At 62.0% G+C, this 13,116-nt stretch carries 13 protein-coding genes; 9 read left to right on the top strand and 4 right to left on the bottom strand.

The window, feature by feature from the left end; all coding sequences use genetic code 11:
• Positions 1-60: 60 nt before the first annotated feature.
• The 4 genes from AAGQ88_RS15315 to AAGQ88_RS15300 all read left to right on the top strand — a co-directional run bounded on the left by AAGQ88_RS15315 (position 61) and on the right by AAGQ88_RS15300 (position 3,739).
• Complete coding sequence (locus AAGQ88_RS15315) at positions 61-933, top strand: SDR family oxidoreductase (RefSeq protein ID WP_342652829.1); 873 nt, start codon at positions 61-63, stop codon at positions 931-933.
• A complete protein-coding gene (locus AAGQ88_RS15310) occupies positions 930-2,093 on the top strand; it encodes a phytanoyl-CoA dioxygenase family protein (RefSeq protein WP_342652828.1) in 1,164 nt (387 codons plus the stop codon). Before AAGQ88_RS15315 ends, AAGQ88_RS15310 begins: the two co-directional genes overlap by 4 nt.
• A gap of 115 nt (positions 2,094-2,208) precedes the next feature.
• On the top strand, positions 2,209-2,874 hold the full coding sequence (locus AAGQ88_RS15305) for a GntR family transcriptional regulator (RefSeq protein ID WP_342652827.1): 666 nt from the start codon (positions 2,209-2,211) through the stop codon (positions 2,872-2,874).
• 13 nt (positions 2,875-2,887) lie between these two features.
• On the top strand, positions 2,888-3,739 hold the full coding sequence (locus AAGQ88_RS15300; protein ID WP_342652826.1) for a DUF1989 domain-containing protein: 852 nt from the start codon (positions 2,888-2,890) through the stop codon (positions 3,737-3,739).
• Positions 3,740-3,796: 57 nt separating this feature from the next.
• On the opposite strand, the gene AAGQ88_RS15295 is transcribed toward AAGQ88_RS15300, so the two are convergent.
• Positions 3,797-4,198 carry a hypothetical protein gene (locus tag AAGQ88_RS15295; RefSeq protein WP_177182041.1) on the bottom strand — a complete coding sequence of 134 codons (402 nt, stop codon included), beginning with the start codon at positions 4,196-4,198 and terminating at the stop codon, positions 3,797-3,799.
• Positions 4,199-4,469: 271 nt separating this feature from the next.
• Here AAGQ88_RS15295 and AAGQ88_RS15290 point away from each other — a divergent pair, with 271 nt between their 5' ends.
• The 3 genes from AAGQ88_RS15290 (at position 4,470) to AAGQ88_RS15280 (ending at position 8,370) form a co-directional block, all read left to right on the top strand.
• Positions 4,470-5,480, top strand: coding sequence for a zinc-binding alcohol dehydrogenase family protein (locus AAGQ88_RS15290; RefSeq protein ID WP_342652825.1), 1,011 nt, complete (start codon positions 4,470-4,472; stop codon positions 5,478-5,480).
• Between the two features lie 9 nt (positions 5,481-5,489).
• Positions 5,490-6,614: a mannitol dehydrogenase family protein gene (locus tag AAGQ88_RS15285; RefSeq protein WP_342652824.1), complete on the top strand. Its 1,125-nt coding sequence runs from the start codon at positions 5,490-5,492 to the stop codon at positions 6,612-6,614.
• 1,048 nt (positions 6,615-7,662) lie between these two features.
• Complete coding sequence (locus AAGQ88_RS15280) at positions 7,663-8,370, top strand: FadR/GntR family transcriptional regulator (protein ID WP_342652823.1); 708 nt, start codon at positions 7,663-7,665, stop codon at positions 8,368-8,370.
• Positions 8,371-8,438: 68 nt separating this feature from the next.
• Here AAGQ88_RS15280 and AAGQ88_RS15275 read toward each other — a convergent pair whose 3' ends face one another.
• Complete coding sequence (locus tag AAGQ88_RS15275) at positions 8,439-9,488, bottom strand: mannonate dehydratase (protein WP_342652822.1); 1,050 nt, start codon at positions 9,486-9,488, stop codon at positions 8,439-8,441.
• Between the two features lie 339 nt (positions 9,489-9,827).
• Here AAGQ88_RS15275 and AAGQ88_RS15270 point away from each other — a divergent pair, with 339 nt between their 5' ends.
• Entirely contained in the window at positions 9,828-11,117 is a 1,290-nt protein-coding gene (locus AAGQ88_RS15270) for an MFS transporter (RefSeq protein ID WP_342652821.1), read from the top strand.
• A 43-nt stretch (positions 11,118-11,160) separates the two neighbouring features.
• Here AAGQ88_RS15270 and AAGQ88_RS15265 read toward each other — a convergent pair whose 3' ends face one another.
• Both AAGQ88_RS15265 and AAGQ88_RS15260 read right to left on the bottom strand, forming a co-directional pair.
• Positions 11,161-11,475, bottom strand: coding sequence for an AzlD domain-containing protein (locus AAGQ88_RS15265; RefSeq protein ID WP_285426116.1), 315 nt, complete (start codon positions 11,473-11,475; stop codon positions 11,161-11,163).
• Complete coding sequence (locus tag AAGQ88_RS15260; RefSeq protein ID WP_285426195.1) at positions 11,472-12,167, bottom strand: AzlC family ABC transporter permease; 696 nt, start codon at positions 12,165-12,167, stop codon at positions 11,472-11,474. Before AAGQ88_RS15260 ends, AAGQ88_RS15265 begins: the two co-directional genes overlap by 4 nt.
• 185 nt (positions 12,168-12,352) lie before the next feature.
• On the opposite strand from AAGQ88_RS15260, the gene AAGQ88_RS15255 reads away from it, so the two are divergent.
• Entirely contained in the window at positions 12,353-13,105 is a 753-nt protein-coding gene (locus AAGQ88_RS15255; protein WP_342652820.1) for a hypothetical protein, read from the top strand.
• Positions 13,106-13,116 lie beyond the last annotated feature (11 nt).

Raw genomic sequence — 13,116 nt, 5'->3', positions numbered from 1 at the left:
TATTTCCATAGCCGCGACGGACTTTTCTGAACCCCAAAACAACAACAGCGGGAGCCAGGCATGTCAGCACGTGATCTTTGTGTTCCGGATCTTTCCCGATCGTTCAGCGGTCGCTATTTCATTGTCACCGGCAGTACCCAGGGTCTGGGCGCCGCCGTGGCACACACCCTTGCAGCGCGCGGCGCGGCCGGCCTGATCATCTGCGGGCGTAGCCGAGACAGGGGCGAAGAGCAAGTGCGGCGGCTGGCGGAAGGCGACTGTCAGGCGTTCTTCGTGCAAGCCGATATGGAAAGCGTCGAGGACTGCCGACGGGTCGTTGCCGCCGCCAAAACGCATTTCGGGACCGTCCACGGGCTGGTCAACTGCGCCGGAATGTCTGACCGTGGCACCATCATCGACACCTCACCGGAGCTGTTCGACCGAATCTTCGCGGTCAATGTCCGGGCGCCGTTCTTCCTCATGCAGGAATGCATCAAGCTGATGATTGCAGATCAGGTGGAAGGCTCGATCGTCAGCATTCTCAGCGTGTCGGGGCATGGCGGGCAGTCGTTTCTGTCGGCCTACGCGGCGTCGAAAGGCGCACTGGCGATCCTCACCAAAAACGTTGCGTTCAGCACGTTGCGCAATCGTATTCGCGTCAACGGGCTGAACATCGGCTGGATGGACACGCCGCACGAAGACCAGATTCAGCGCCAGTACCACGCCGCCGAAGACGGCTGGCTGGAACACGCTGAAGCGCAGTCGCCATTCGGTCGGCTGCTCAAGCCTCAGGAGGTCGCCAACAGCGTCGCGTACCTGCTGTCCGACCAGTCGGGCATGACCACCGGCGCGGTCATCGACATGGAGCAAGGCATCATCGGCTGCGGCGACGGCTCCACACCGAGGCCGATGGCGGCGTTGTCGCTGGACAGCGTCAAGGGTGGTGAGCTGTGACGGCGCCATTCAGCCTGTTCGGCAGCGCTGCCGACATCGATGTGAACGCCTTTGCCGCGTTGTGCGAGCAAACGGTCAATGCCGCCGATTACCCCAACGCGCAGGAGGTGGTCAGTCGAGTGGTGATCTACCGGGCCGATACCATGCGCCGCGTTCAAGGCCAGGATCGCCAAGCGTTGATGGGCGAGCTGCATCACCTGTTCCGCGACGGCCCGGGTGTGATGGTGGTGCGCGATGCTTACCCTGACCTTGCCGTGATCGATCGGCACAGCGAAGTGTTTCGCCAGATCATTGCCGAAGAAGCGGCCAGCGTCGTGCGTGCCGATCATTTCGCCCGCGCCGGGGCCAATCAGCGGATCTGGAATTCGCTGCAGAAAGCCGCCAGGCATTCGCCGGATTCGTTCATCGAGTACTACGCCAATCCGTTGCTCGGGCTGATCGCCGAGGCGTGGCTAGGCCCGTATTTTCAGGCCACGGCGCAGGTCAACGTGGTAACACCGGGCGGCCAGGCGCAACAGCCCCATCGGGATTACCACCTGGGGTTCCAGAGCAATGAGGTGGCGCAGCGATTCCCTCTGCCACTGCATCGGCTGTCGCAGAGCCTGACGCTGCAAGGCGCCGTGGCGCACACCGACATGCCGCTGGAAACCGGGCCGACGCTGCTGCTGCCGTTTTCCCAGCGGTACGAACCCGGCTATCTGGCGTGGCGTGATCCGCGCTTCATCGATTACTTCCAGGGCCACGCGATCCAGTTGCCGCTGAACAAGGGTGACCTGCTGTTCTTCAACCCGGCGCTGTTCCACGCGGCGGGCACCAACCGCACCCCGGACCAATACCGGATGGCCAACCTGCTGCAGATTTCCGCGGCGTTCGGCAAACCCATGGAGACGGTCAATCGCGAAGAGATGATGCTGGCGCTGTATCCGTCGCTGCTCAAGCGAGTGGCGCAAAGCGAGTTGGATGAAGACAGCCTGCAGGCGGTGATCGCCATGAGCGCTGACGGTTATTCGTTCCCGACCAATCTGGACACCGATCCGCCACTGCACGGCATGGCGCCCCAGACCGGACAACAGTTGCTTGAGCAGGCGTTGAGGGAACGGTGGGAAATGACGCGTTTTGCTGAGGCGGTCGAAACGATGCGGCGCAAGCGTCTGGCGTAGCGATCTGAGAATTTGTCTCGCTGTAAATACCAGCGGCTTGAAACTGGCACGCGCTGTGCTGTCCTGAACGCAACCGGGTTGTTGAACAATCCCGCTCGTTCAGGAAGTGTCGTACGTGTCCATTGCCAAAGCAAACGGCCTGTCGCTGGCCGATCAGGTCGCTCACGAGCTGCGCGAAGACATCATCAATGGCCGATTGCTGTCGGGCATGGCGTTGGTGGAAAGCGAGCTGGTGCGCCGCTACAGCGCCTCGCGCAACACTGTGCGCGAAGCGCTGCACTTGCTGGGCCGCGAAGGCCTGACCACGTACGTGCGGCACAAAGGCGTGATGGTCCGGCGCCTGAGCGAGGACGATGTCCGCGATCTGTTCAGGGTCCGTCGCACGCTGGAATCACAGGCGATTCTGGTGGGCATGCCGCTGGTCGACAACCGCTCAGCGCGGATGGGCAATGCGATCGAAGCCGCGGAACTGGCGTGCGAACGCGAGGACTGGCGCGCTTTCGGCACCCACAGCCTGCGCTTCCATCAACAGGTGGTCGGTCTGCTGCACAGCCCTTCGTTCGATGAGTTTTTCACCAACATCGTCGCGCAGATGCGCCTGGTGTTTTCCGCCGCCCCCGACGAAGCCCGCTACCAGGGACCCTGGCTCGAACGCGACCGGCATATCCACCAACTGCTGATCGATGGTCGCCGGCGTGACGCCGACCAGGCCATGGGCAGTTACCTCGACGATTCCGAAACCCAGGCGCTGGATCTGCTTGCCAGCGCTGCCAGACCGTGAACAGGAGATTGCCATGTACAAAGACTACCCAGCCGCCTATCAGGTCAGCAAAGGCGCGGCGCTGCAGGTCGATACCGCCTTTTATGAGCGCATCCGCGAGCGTCGGGACGGCCGCACGCTGGTCGAGCAATTCGAGGTGCCGATTCGCACCGGAAGCGCCTGGAAGGTCAAGGCCGGGCAGGTGTTTCGTGTGACCACCCCGGTCGGCCCGCAGGTGGGCGACTTCAACGTCTGGAACGCCAACGACCCGCGGGAGCGCATGTGGGCCGCGCGCACCCGCCAGCTGCAAGGCGCCCATGTCAGCACCCACGATCGTCTGTGGTCGAACCTGCCGTTTCTGCGGCCGATGGTCACGATCACCGATGACAGCCTGGCGAGTTACGGCATCGACGAGCACGGCGGTCGGTTGCACGATTTGCTCGGAACGCGTTGCGATCCGTACGTGAACAAAATGCTCACGGGGGAGGATTTTCATCATCACTGCCATTCCAATCTGACGCGCGCAGTGCTGCCGCACGGGCTGACCGAATTCGATGTGCATGACGTGCTGAATATCTTCCAGTGCACGGGCCTCAATCACGACGATATGTATTTCATGAAGGCCTGCCCGGCGCAGAAGGGCGATTACCTGGAGTTTTTCGCCGAGATAGACCTGCTGTGCGCACTGTCCACCTGCCCGGGCGGAGACTTGTCGCTGCCGATGTGGGGCCCGGAAGCACAGGATCCGCTGACGGTCTGTCGGCCGTTGGGCGTGGAAATCTACGACCTCGACGCCTCGTTGCTGCAGGGTTGGGAGCCGCCGGCTCGCGCTGAGTACAATGGCCTGCACGGACTGGCGATCGCCAAGGCTGCGTGGGAAAAGTAAACCATTGAGCAATGGCCTGTGCGTCCGGCACATCGGGTATGGCAGGCCATCCGGCCTTTAAGCGTCGCGCAACAGGTCGTGGGCGTTGAGCAGGCTCCAGGCGATTTCGGGGTGCTTTTCCAGACCGCGACGAATGGCGGCAGGGATGGCGGCGCGGGTCTTGCGGCACATGCCGGGCAACTCAGCGATGTCGATGATGATCCCGCGCATGCTGCGCACTTCGTTCACGCCAGGCGCGACATGAAGGCGGATACCGAGCTGCTCGAACATGCGCCGCTGCATATGCTCCAGGTCGCTCAGGCTGACAATGTTTTCCAGTCGCTCCAGCAGGCGCTTTTCTTCCTGGCGGGTCAGGCAGAGGATGCGCAGGTCTGTGCCGGAAGTTTCCAGCAGGCGCTCGCGGTCGCAGACACAGGCGCCGGGCGGGCAAGGGGAGCGGATCGGCAGTGAGGGGATCATGGGCACCGATCATAACCATGCGCGCGTTCGGTTGACAGCCGCCTGTCGGCCCTCGGCAAGCCTTCGTCGTCAGTCGATGTGGTAAGGCCAATATCATTTAGATTTAATTGGTCTTGCCAATATCGAAATGCGTGTGTAGCTTTTTTCCAGCACGCAGGGCCTGTTCTCGCAGCACCGGATGGGCGCCCAGGACCACAACAACAAAAGATCACCCCGGCGAGGCGCGACCTTTCCCTCGGCCCGTGCCGGCTGCCTGGTCTGGAGAAGAGACATGCTCACAGTCGTTTGCGAAAAACCCGGCTCCCTGATGGCGCTGGATCGCCAGAAACCTGTCCGCGGGCCCGGCGAGACGCTGGTCAGAATCAAACGCGTCGGCGTCTGTGGCACCGATCTGCACATCTTCAATGGTAACCAGCCGTTTCTGGAATACCCCCGCGTGATGGGCCACGAATTCTCCGGCATCGTCGAGCAAAGCGAGGCGGGCAGCGGGCTTGAGCCCGGTGACGTGGTGTACGTGATGCCTTACCTGTCGTGCGGCGACTGCATCGCCTGCCGTCAGGGCAAGACCAATTGCTGCGTGCGGATTCAGGTGCTGGGCGTGCATCGCGACGGCGCCTTCACCGAATACCTCAGCCTGCCGCACGCCTTCGTGCTCAAGGCCCAAGGGGTGACGCTGGATCAGGCGGCGATGATCGAGTTCCTCTCCATCGGCGCCCACGCTGTGCGTCGCTCGGACATTCAAAAGGGGCAGCGCGCGCTGGTGGTTGGCACTGGCCCGATCGGCATGGCGGTGGCCATTTTCTCACGGCTGCGCGGCGCCCAGGTCACCGTGCTGGATACCCGCGAGGACCGTCTGGCGTTTTGCAGGCAGCACTTGCAGACAGACGCCGCGGTGCTGATCGGTGAACACGACAAACAGCAGCTCGAGGCGCTGACCCAAGGGGAATTTTTCGACGTGGTGTATGACGCCACCGGCAACGCCAAGGCCATGGAGCGCGGTTTCGAGTTCATCGCCCACGGCGGCAAGTACGTGTTGGTGTCCATCGTGCGCGACACCATCAGTTTCTCCGATCCCGAATTCCACAAGCGCGAAGCAACGCTGATGGGCAGCCGTAACGCGACGGTCGAGGATTTCCGTTATGTCGAACAATGCCTGCGCGATGGTCTGATTCCCGATGCCGCGCTCAATACCCACCGGATGAAACTGGCCGAAGTCACCGAGCGATTCACGACGTTGCTCGACCCTGCCCAAGGCGTGGTCAAAGCCATCGTCGAATGCTAGGAGACGGCCATGAGCAATCCGCTGTCCACGCCCATTTTGCAATTCGGCACCAGTCGTTTTCTTCAGGCCCATGCCGATCTGTTCATCTCCCAGGCGCTCAGCCGGGGCCAGGCATTGGGCAAGGTGACCGTGGTGCAGACCACCGCCAGTTCCGACAGCGCCCGGCGTGTCCAGGCCCTTGCCACCGGGGCGGGTTATCCGGTGCGGATACAGGGCACCGAGCAGGGCCGCACGATCGATGAGCAATGCTGGTCCACCTCGATTGCCGGTGCGCTGAACGCGGCGCACGACTGGCCGCTGATTCGTCATGCCATGCAGCGCGACGTGCAGGTGGTGATTTCCAATACCGGTGACAAGGGCTATGCGCTGGATGCCGCTGATACGCCGGCACTGTTGGGCCGCGATGCGCCGGCGCCGATGAGCTTTCCGGCCAAATTGCTGGTGTTGCTGCATGATCGCTGGCAGGTCAGTCCCGACGCGCCGCTGTCGTTGTTCCCGTGCGAACTGGTGTCACGCAATGGCGATGTCCTGCGTGATCTGATCATCGGCCTGGCCGCTGACTGGCAGCTGCCCACAGCGTTTGCCGACTACCTGCGGCACACCTGTCGCTGGGCGAACTCGCTGGTCGATCGCATCGTTTCGCAACCGATCGAGCCCATCGGCGCGGTCGCCGAGCCGTACGCGCTCTGGGCCATCGAGGAACAAGACGGCTTGCAGTTGCCCTGCGTGCACCCGTGCATCGTGCTCACCCGCGAACTGCAGCACTACGAGCACTTCAAGCTGTTCATGCTCAATCTGGGGCACAGCTGGCTCGCGGAGCGCTGGCTGAGCGAGGGCCGGGCGCATGACGAGACGGTCTATCAGGCGATGAGCGACGCCTCGATGCGGCAGTGTCTTGAGGCGGTCTGGGAGCACGAGGTGCTGCCGGTTTTCGCGGCCAGCAACCAGTTGGCGCAGGCGCGGGATTATCTGGCAAGCGTGCGCGACCGCTTCCTTAATCCGTTTCTGCAGCATCGGATCGCCGACATCGCGCAGAACCATGAAGAGAAGAAACGCCGTCGGTTTCTGCCCATGGTCCAGATGGCTCCACCGGGCCTTGCGCAGCCCGGCCTGCGCAAGGCGCTGCAGCAATAGAGCGCGAGCGGGGTGTGTCTGGTGTCTGGTGGCTATCTAGCGGATGCGAGCCTCTTCGCGAGCAAGCTCGCTCCCACGGGATGTGGGTCTGGCCGGAGAGTTTGAGCATGCCTGGAGATCCCTGTGGGAGTGAGCCAACTGTCTTTAACAGCCCCTCGATCAATGGCGTGACGCCCGACGCTTTCCCGGCTAAAGCCGGTTCTACAAACATTTGCAGCGCCTGTAGGACCGGCTTCAGCCGGCAAGAGGCCAGTGGATGCTGTGGAAATGTAGCGTCTGGACGTTAGCGTTCATGAGCAAACTTGCCCCACAGGTTTTGTTACCCGTCAGCGCCGCGTACCCTTGTAGGAGCGCGCTTGCCCGCGAATTGGCCGGTGTGTCCGGTGGAGATGCAGCGGCTGGAGGTCAGCCTTCGCGAGCAAGCTCGCTCCCACGAGAGTTGGCTCTGGCCGGAGAGTTTGGGTATGCCTGGAGATCCCTGTGGGAGTGAGCCAACTGTCTTTAACAGCCCCTCGATCAATGGCGTGACGCCCGACGCTTTCCCGGCTAAAGCCGGTCCTACATACATTTGCAGCGCCTGTTGACCGGCTTCAGCCGGGAAGAGGCCAGTGGATGCTGTGGAAATGTAGCGTCTGGAAGTCAGCGTTCATGAGCAAGCTTGCCCCACAGGTTTTGTTACCCGTCAGCCCTGCGTAACTTTGTAGGAGCGCGCTTGCCCGCGAATTGGCCGGTCTGTCTGGTGGAGATGCAGCGGCTGGGAGTCAGTCTTCGCGAGCAAGCTCGCTCCTACGAGATTTGTGTCTGGCCGGAAGGTTTGGGTATGCCTGAGATCCCTGTGGGAGTGAGCTTGCTCACGAAAGCTTGGGTCTTGCCGGTAGAGCTGTGGCGGATGGACAGAGCAGTTCCCGGCAAATGCTTTTGTACGGGTTCTGTGGTCAGATGGCTTCGAAGTTCTGCATTCGTAGCCGATCTCGCTCACCCTGGTTTGCCTATCGGGGCGTTGTCGGGCCTGTGGTATGCTCCGGCGCAGACCGATGGAACGTGATTCATGACTGCGCCAAGCCTCCCCACCGAACGACGCCTTTACCAGATAACTGCTGATCGTCTGCGCGAGCACATTCGCAAGCACGGCATCAAACCCGGTTCGCGCCTGCCGCCGGAACGCGACCTGGCGCAGTTGCTCGGCGTGTCGCGGCCTTCATTGCGCGAGGCGCTGATCGCACTGGAGATCGAGGGCAGCGTCGAGATCCGCATGGGGTCAGGCATTTACGTCTGCGAGCATCTGCTGGGCGTCAAGGGCAAGACCCGCACGCTGGGTGAAAGCCCGTCAGAACTCATGCAGGCCCGCGCGCTCATTGAAGGTGAGTGCGTCATGCTGGCTTGCCTGCATGGCACCAAGGCCGACTATCGTTATCTGCAAACCTGCATCGACAAGATGCGCGAGGGCGCGCTGAAAGGCGTTCCGGCCCTGGATGACGACCGAAAATTCCATCAGCGGCTGGCAAAAATGAGCGGCAATTCAACGCTGGTGCGGATCATCACTTCGCTGTTCGAAGAGCGCTACAGCCCGCTGACAGCGCACGTCAGCGAGCATTCCGAAACGCGTGAAACCTGGGCCATCGCCGTGGCCGAGCATGAAGCGATTTTGCAAGCCGTCCAGGCGCGTGATCTGATTGGCGCGCAGACGGCCATGCGCGAACACCTGCGCCGATCAGAAGCGCGCTGGCTGGACGGCATGGATTCGGAGCAGACCTGAGCCGACGCTACCGGACACGCCGCGTTCATGCAGACGCTCGTCAGTCCATGATGCTGCCGCGACATGGGTCAATGGGCCGGCATGGCCTTGCGAATCCCTTCGAAGAGCCCGTTCAGGTACACCGCGCCCAACGCCCGGTCGTACAACCCGTAACCCGGTTTGCCGGTTTCCCCCCAGATCATGCGACCGTGGTCGGACCGGTAATAGCCTTCGACCCCCGTTTCCACATACGCCTTGACGATCTCGCCCATGTCCAGTGAGCCGTCTTCGGAGCGATGAGCCGTCTCGTAGAAATCGCCGGCCTCATTGACTTTGACGTTACGCAAATGCGCGAAGTGGATGCGGCCCTGAGCGCCGAATTCGCGCACCAGCGACGGAATGTCATTGCCCAGATCGGCGCCCAGCGAGCCTGAGCAGAGGGTCAGCCCATTGGCCGGGTCATCGACCATCGCCATGATCCGGGCCAGATCCTGGCGGTTCTTCACCACCCGCGGCATGCCGAACATCGAGCGGGGCGGATCGTCGGGGTGCAGGGCCATCTTGATGCCCGCTTCGCGCGCCACCGGAATGATCCGCTCGAGAAAATACGCCAGCCTCTCGCGCAGGGTGTCTTCACTCACCTGCGCGTACTCCTCGATCAGCGCACGCAAGATGTGCGGCTCGTAACTGACGTCCCAGCCCGGCAGGCTGATGCCGTCGTCAAGATTGGCCTGTTCGATCACCGCGACGTCGAATGCCAGCGTGGTCGAGCCGTCCGGCAACTCCATGGCCAGCGTCGAGCGAGTCCAGTCGAAGACCGGCATGAAGTTGTAACAGACCACCTTGACCCCGCAGGCGGCGAGGTTGCGCAACGTCTGCGCGTAGTGATCGATCAGGTGATCGCGGGTGGGCAGGCCACGCTTGATGTCTTCGTGCACCGGCACGCTTTCGATGACTTCGAGCGCCAGGCCGTGGGCGTTCACGCGGGCCTTGAGCGCCTGGATTTTTTCCAGCGGCCAGACGTCGCCCACGGGAATGTCGTAGATGGCGGACACCACGCCGGTCATGCCGGGGATCTGGCGGATGTACTGCAAGGTGACGGGGTCGCTGTCCCCGTACCAACGGAAGGTCATCTTCATCGCTGAGTCCTTGTTGTTATGAGTTTCGATGCGATCGCGCTCCGCGCCGACGCTGCCGATGCGTCAGGAGAGGAGGGCGTGGACGAGCATAGATTGGTCAGGCCAAATAATGCAAATGTCGACCGTCCAGCATAAAAACGCTCAAAAATTGCTTCAGCGAGTTTCCATAACCGGCTTTTCGGGTCTAGTATCGGCTGCATTCGGATATTTGGTCAGGCCAATTCACAGGTTCGCGCTGTGCTTTTACAGGCAACGATGAACCACCCGTGGAACAGGTCCAGAGCGCTGTCTGAAGCTCCAACGAAGTCTTACTCATAAAAATAATTAGGAGGACTCGCCATGCAGAAAGGGCGCTGGTTGGTAATTTTTCTGTGCTTCCTCGCGGTGGCCATCAACTACATCGACAGGGCCAACCTTGCGGTTGCCGCCCCTTATATCCAGAAAGAACTCGGTTTGGGCTCAGGGCAGATGGGCCTGCTGCTCAGCGGCTTCTTCTGGACCTACGCGCTGATGCAGATGCCGTTCGGCTGGTTCGTCGACAAGGTCGGTGCAAAGATCGCGCTGCCCCTGGCAGTGGCGTGGTGGTCGCTGTTCACCGCAGCCACGGCGGCGGCCAGCAGCCTTGCCAGCATGTTCGGTTGCCGCCTGATGCTCGGCGTCGGCGAGGCGGGCGCCTATCCGTCCTGCGCCAAGATCGTCAGCCAGTGGTTTGATGTGAAAGAACGCGGTTTTGCCACCAGCATCTTCGACAGCGGCTCGCGGGTCGGCTCGGCACTGTCGATTCCACTGGTGGCGTTGATCATCGAACTGTGGGGCTGGCGCGCCTCGTTCATCATCACCGGCGCTGTCGGCCTGGTCTGGGTGGTGGGCTGGTTCCTCATCTACAAGGAGCCGCAGGCCGTCGCTGCCATCGAACAGCATGAAGCGGGAAAAGCGGCGACGCTGGCCGCGCGGCCCAAGGTCAGATGGGCGTCGTTGTTCAGGCACCGCACACTGTGGGGGATGATGCTTGGCTTCTTCTGCCTGAACTTCGTGATCTACTTCTTCATCACCTGGTTCCCGACCTATCTGGTGACCGAGCGCGGTTTTTCGCTGAAGTCCCTCGGCACGCTCGGGACCATTCCGGCTATCGCTTCGATCGTCGGCGGCTGGATCGGCGGCCTGACCTCGGACGCGCTCTACCGTCGCGGCTGGAGCCTGACGGCGGCGCGCAAGACCTGCATCGTGGGCGGCATGTTGATGTCGTCGAGCATCTCGCTGTCGGTGTTCACCGATAACACCTACGCGATGCTGGCGTTTTTCAGCCTGGCGTATGCCAGTCTCGCGTTTGCCGGTGCCAGCATCTGGTGCCTGCCTGCCGACGTGGCACCAACCCCGGCCCATGTGGCCTCGATTGGCGGGATACAGAACTTCGCCTCCAATACCGCGGGCATCTTCATCACCACGTTTACCGGGTTCATGCTGGTGATGGGCAATGGCTCGTTCACCGCGCCACTCATGACTGCAGGTGCCTTCGCCTTGCTGGGCGCGTTCAGTTACCTGTTCATCGTCGGCAAGATCGAGCCCTTGTCCGTCACGCCGGATCAGACGCCGAGCGTCGACACCAGCACAGTGGCACAACGCATGTGAGCGCGACTGGGCGCGGCAGGCGACTGCCGCACCCACTCGTTGGTCAAAGCAGCGCGCGCAGCAGGTAGAAGACCGCCATGCTGAGGAACAGCGTCAGCAGCACGTTTTTCTTCCAGATCATCACTGCCACTGCGAACAGCCCGGCCAGCAGATAAGGGTTGGTCGGCGCCAGCGTCAGTTCGCCGTCTGGCAGAAAGATGATCGGCGCGCAGATCGCCGTCAGCAGCCCCGGTACGGCAAAGCCGAGGAAATCCCGGACGTTGCGGCTCAACTTCAACGGCAGCCGCGGCTCCAGAAAAAGGTAGCGGTTCATGAACAGGATCGCGCTCATGAACAGAATGACCAGCCACGCCGTCATTGCGTGATCTCCTTGTAACGTTTGCAGACGAACCCTGCACTCATGCCCGCCAGGCCTGAAAGAATCAGCGCCGCTTCGATTTTCAGGTAACTGAACAGCACCGATGTCATCAGCGAAACGGCCACGCACACCGCCGTGGGCAGATTGCGCACGTTCGGCGTGATCAGGGCGATGAAGGTCGCTGCGATGGAGAAATCCAGTCCCAACCGGGACAACCCCGGGATGCTGTTGCCCAGCACGATTCCGGCGCAGGTGAACAGGTTCCACAGCAGGTAGAACGTCAGCCCGACCCCCAGCGCGTACCAGCGGTCGAAGCTGCGCGGGTCGTGGTGACTGGTCATGGCAAACAACTCGTCGGTGAGCAGAAAGCCCATGCCCACCCGCCAGCGCATCGGCAGCGCACTCAGGTGCGCGCGCATGTGCAGACCGTAGAGCAAATGCTGCGAGGTGAGCAGCAGGGTAGTGAGCAGGATCGACAGCATGCTGGTGCCGCTTTTCAGCATGCCGATCGCCACGATCTGCGCGGCGCCGGCGAATACGAATGCCGAAAGCCCCTGGCCTTGCGCGGGCGTCAGCCCGGCGTCGATGGCCAGCGATCCTGCCAGCAAACCCCACGGCGCGCACGCCAGCGACAACGGCAGAATGGCCAGCGCGCCCCGACGATAGGCGTCGCCCCGACCTGAGTGAATCACTTGCACGAATAAAGACTCCTGCTCAAAGCGCGGATTATCGGCGTCCGCCGGCGACTTGTCTGGTACGTTCTTGCAGATCGCGCGGAATATTCAGCAGCTGGCTACTGGCAAACAAAAAAGGCCGAACGCTGGCGAGCGTCTGACCTCGAAAGAAGACCTCACGCGGTTTTTCTGGAGATACGACGATGATCAGTTCACGGAAAAGATGGCTCAACCTGCTGTTTGTGGGTGCTGCGACAGTGTCGATGGGCGCCATGGCGCAGACGTCGGCCTCGGCGCCAATCCTACTGGCGGCGTCCGGTATCGGCGCGGGCGGCGCAGGCGGCTCGACAGGGGGTGGCGCAACAGGTGGCGGCGGTGCGGGTGCAGGCGCGGCAGGCGGTACGGGTTCGTCCACGTCCGGCGCGCGCACTGGCGCAACAGGCACGAACGGCACCAACAGCGGCAACACCAACGCCACCGGTACCAATGGCAGCAACAGCGGCAACACCAACGCGACCGGCACTAATGGCACCAACAGCAGCAATACCAACGCGACCGGCACCAACGGCAGTAACAGTAGCAACACCAACGCCACCGGTACCAACGGTACCAACAGCAGCAACACCAATGCGACCGGGACCAATGGCAGTAACAGCAGCAATACCAACGCCACCGGCACCAATGGCATTAATGTCAATGGCACCGACGCGACCCACACTAACGGCAGCAACAGCAATAACACCACGGCCACGGGCGCCAATGGCGTCAACAACGCCAGTGGTGTGAACAACGGCAATGTCGGCACGACCAATCCGGCGTTGCGTCCCGGCAATGGCACCGGCTCTTCTGCCTCGCCTGCGGTCAACGGCAGCAGCGACTCGATGCAGCAGCAACGCCAGCAAAGTGGCGAGCGAATGATCATGGAGCGCAAAGGCCAGTTCGAGCAGGGCAACTGACCGCGTCGAGT

This window comes from Pseudomonas sp. F3-2 (genome assembly GCF_038804275.1).
Classification (GTDB): Bacteria; Pseudomonadota; Gammaproteobacteria; order Pseudomonadales; family Pseudomonadaceae; genus Aquipseudomonas.
This window is presented reverse-complemented; position numbering and strand designations above follow the sequence as displayed.

Excerpts from the sequence above, each read along its gene's own strand:
- AAGQ88_RS15275 (WP_342652822.1), bottom strand. The coding sequence starts at position 9,488 with ATGAAGATGACCTTCCGTTGGTACGGGGACAGCGACCCCGTCACCTTG.
- AAGQ88_RS15280 (WP_342652823.1), top strand. The coding sequence starts at position 7,663 with ATGACTGCGCCAAGCCTCCCCACCGAACGACGCCTTTACCAGATAACT.
- AAGQ88_RS15270 (WP_342652821.1), top strand. The coding sequence starts at position 9,828 with ATGCAGAAAGGGCGCTGGTTGGTAATTTTTCTGTGCTTCCTCGCGGTG.
- AAGQ88_RS15300 (WP_342652826.1), top strand. The coding sequence starts at position 2,888 with ATGTACAAAGACTACCCAGCCGCCTATCAGGTCAGCAAAGGCGCGGCG.
- AAGQ88_RS15285 (WP_342652824.1), top strand. The coding sequence starts at position 5,490 with ATGAGCAATCCGCTGTCCACGCCCATTTTGCAATTCGGCACCAGTCGT.
- AAGQ88_RS15315 (WP_342652829.1), top strand. The coding sequence starts at position 61 with ATGTCAGCACGTGATCTTTGTGTTCCGGATCTTTCCCGATCGTTCAGC.
- AAGQ88_RS15290 (WP_342652825.1), top strand. The coding sequence starts at position 4,470 with ATGCTCACAGTCGTTTGCGAAAAACCCGGCTCCCTGATGGCGCTGGAT.
- AAGQ88_RS15295 (WP_177182041.1), bottom strand. The coding sequence starts at position 4,198 with ATGATCCCCTCACTGCCGATCCGCTCCCCTTGCCCGCCCGGCGCCTGT.
- AAGQ88_RS15265 (WP_285426116.1), bottom strand. The coding sequence starts at position 11,475 with ATGACGGCGTGGCTGGTCATTCTGTTCATGAGCGCGATCCTGTTCATG.
- AAGQ88_RS15255 (WP_342652820.1), top strand. The coding sequence starts at position 12,353 with ATGATCAGTTCACGGAAAAGATGGCTCAACCTGCTGTTTGTGGGTGCT.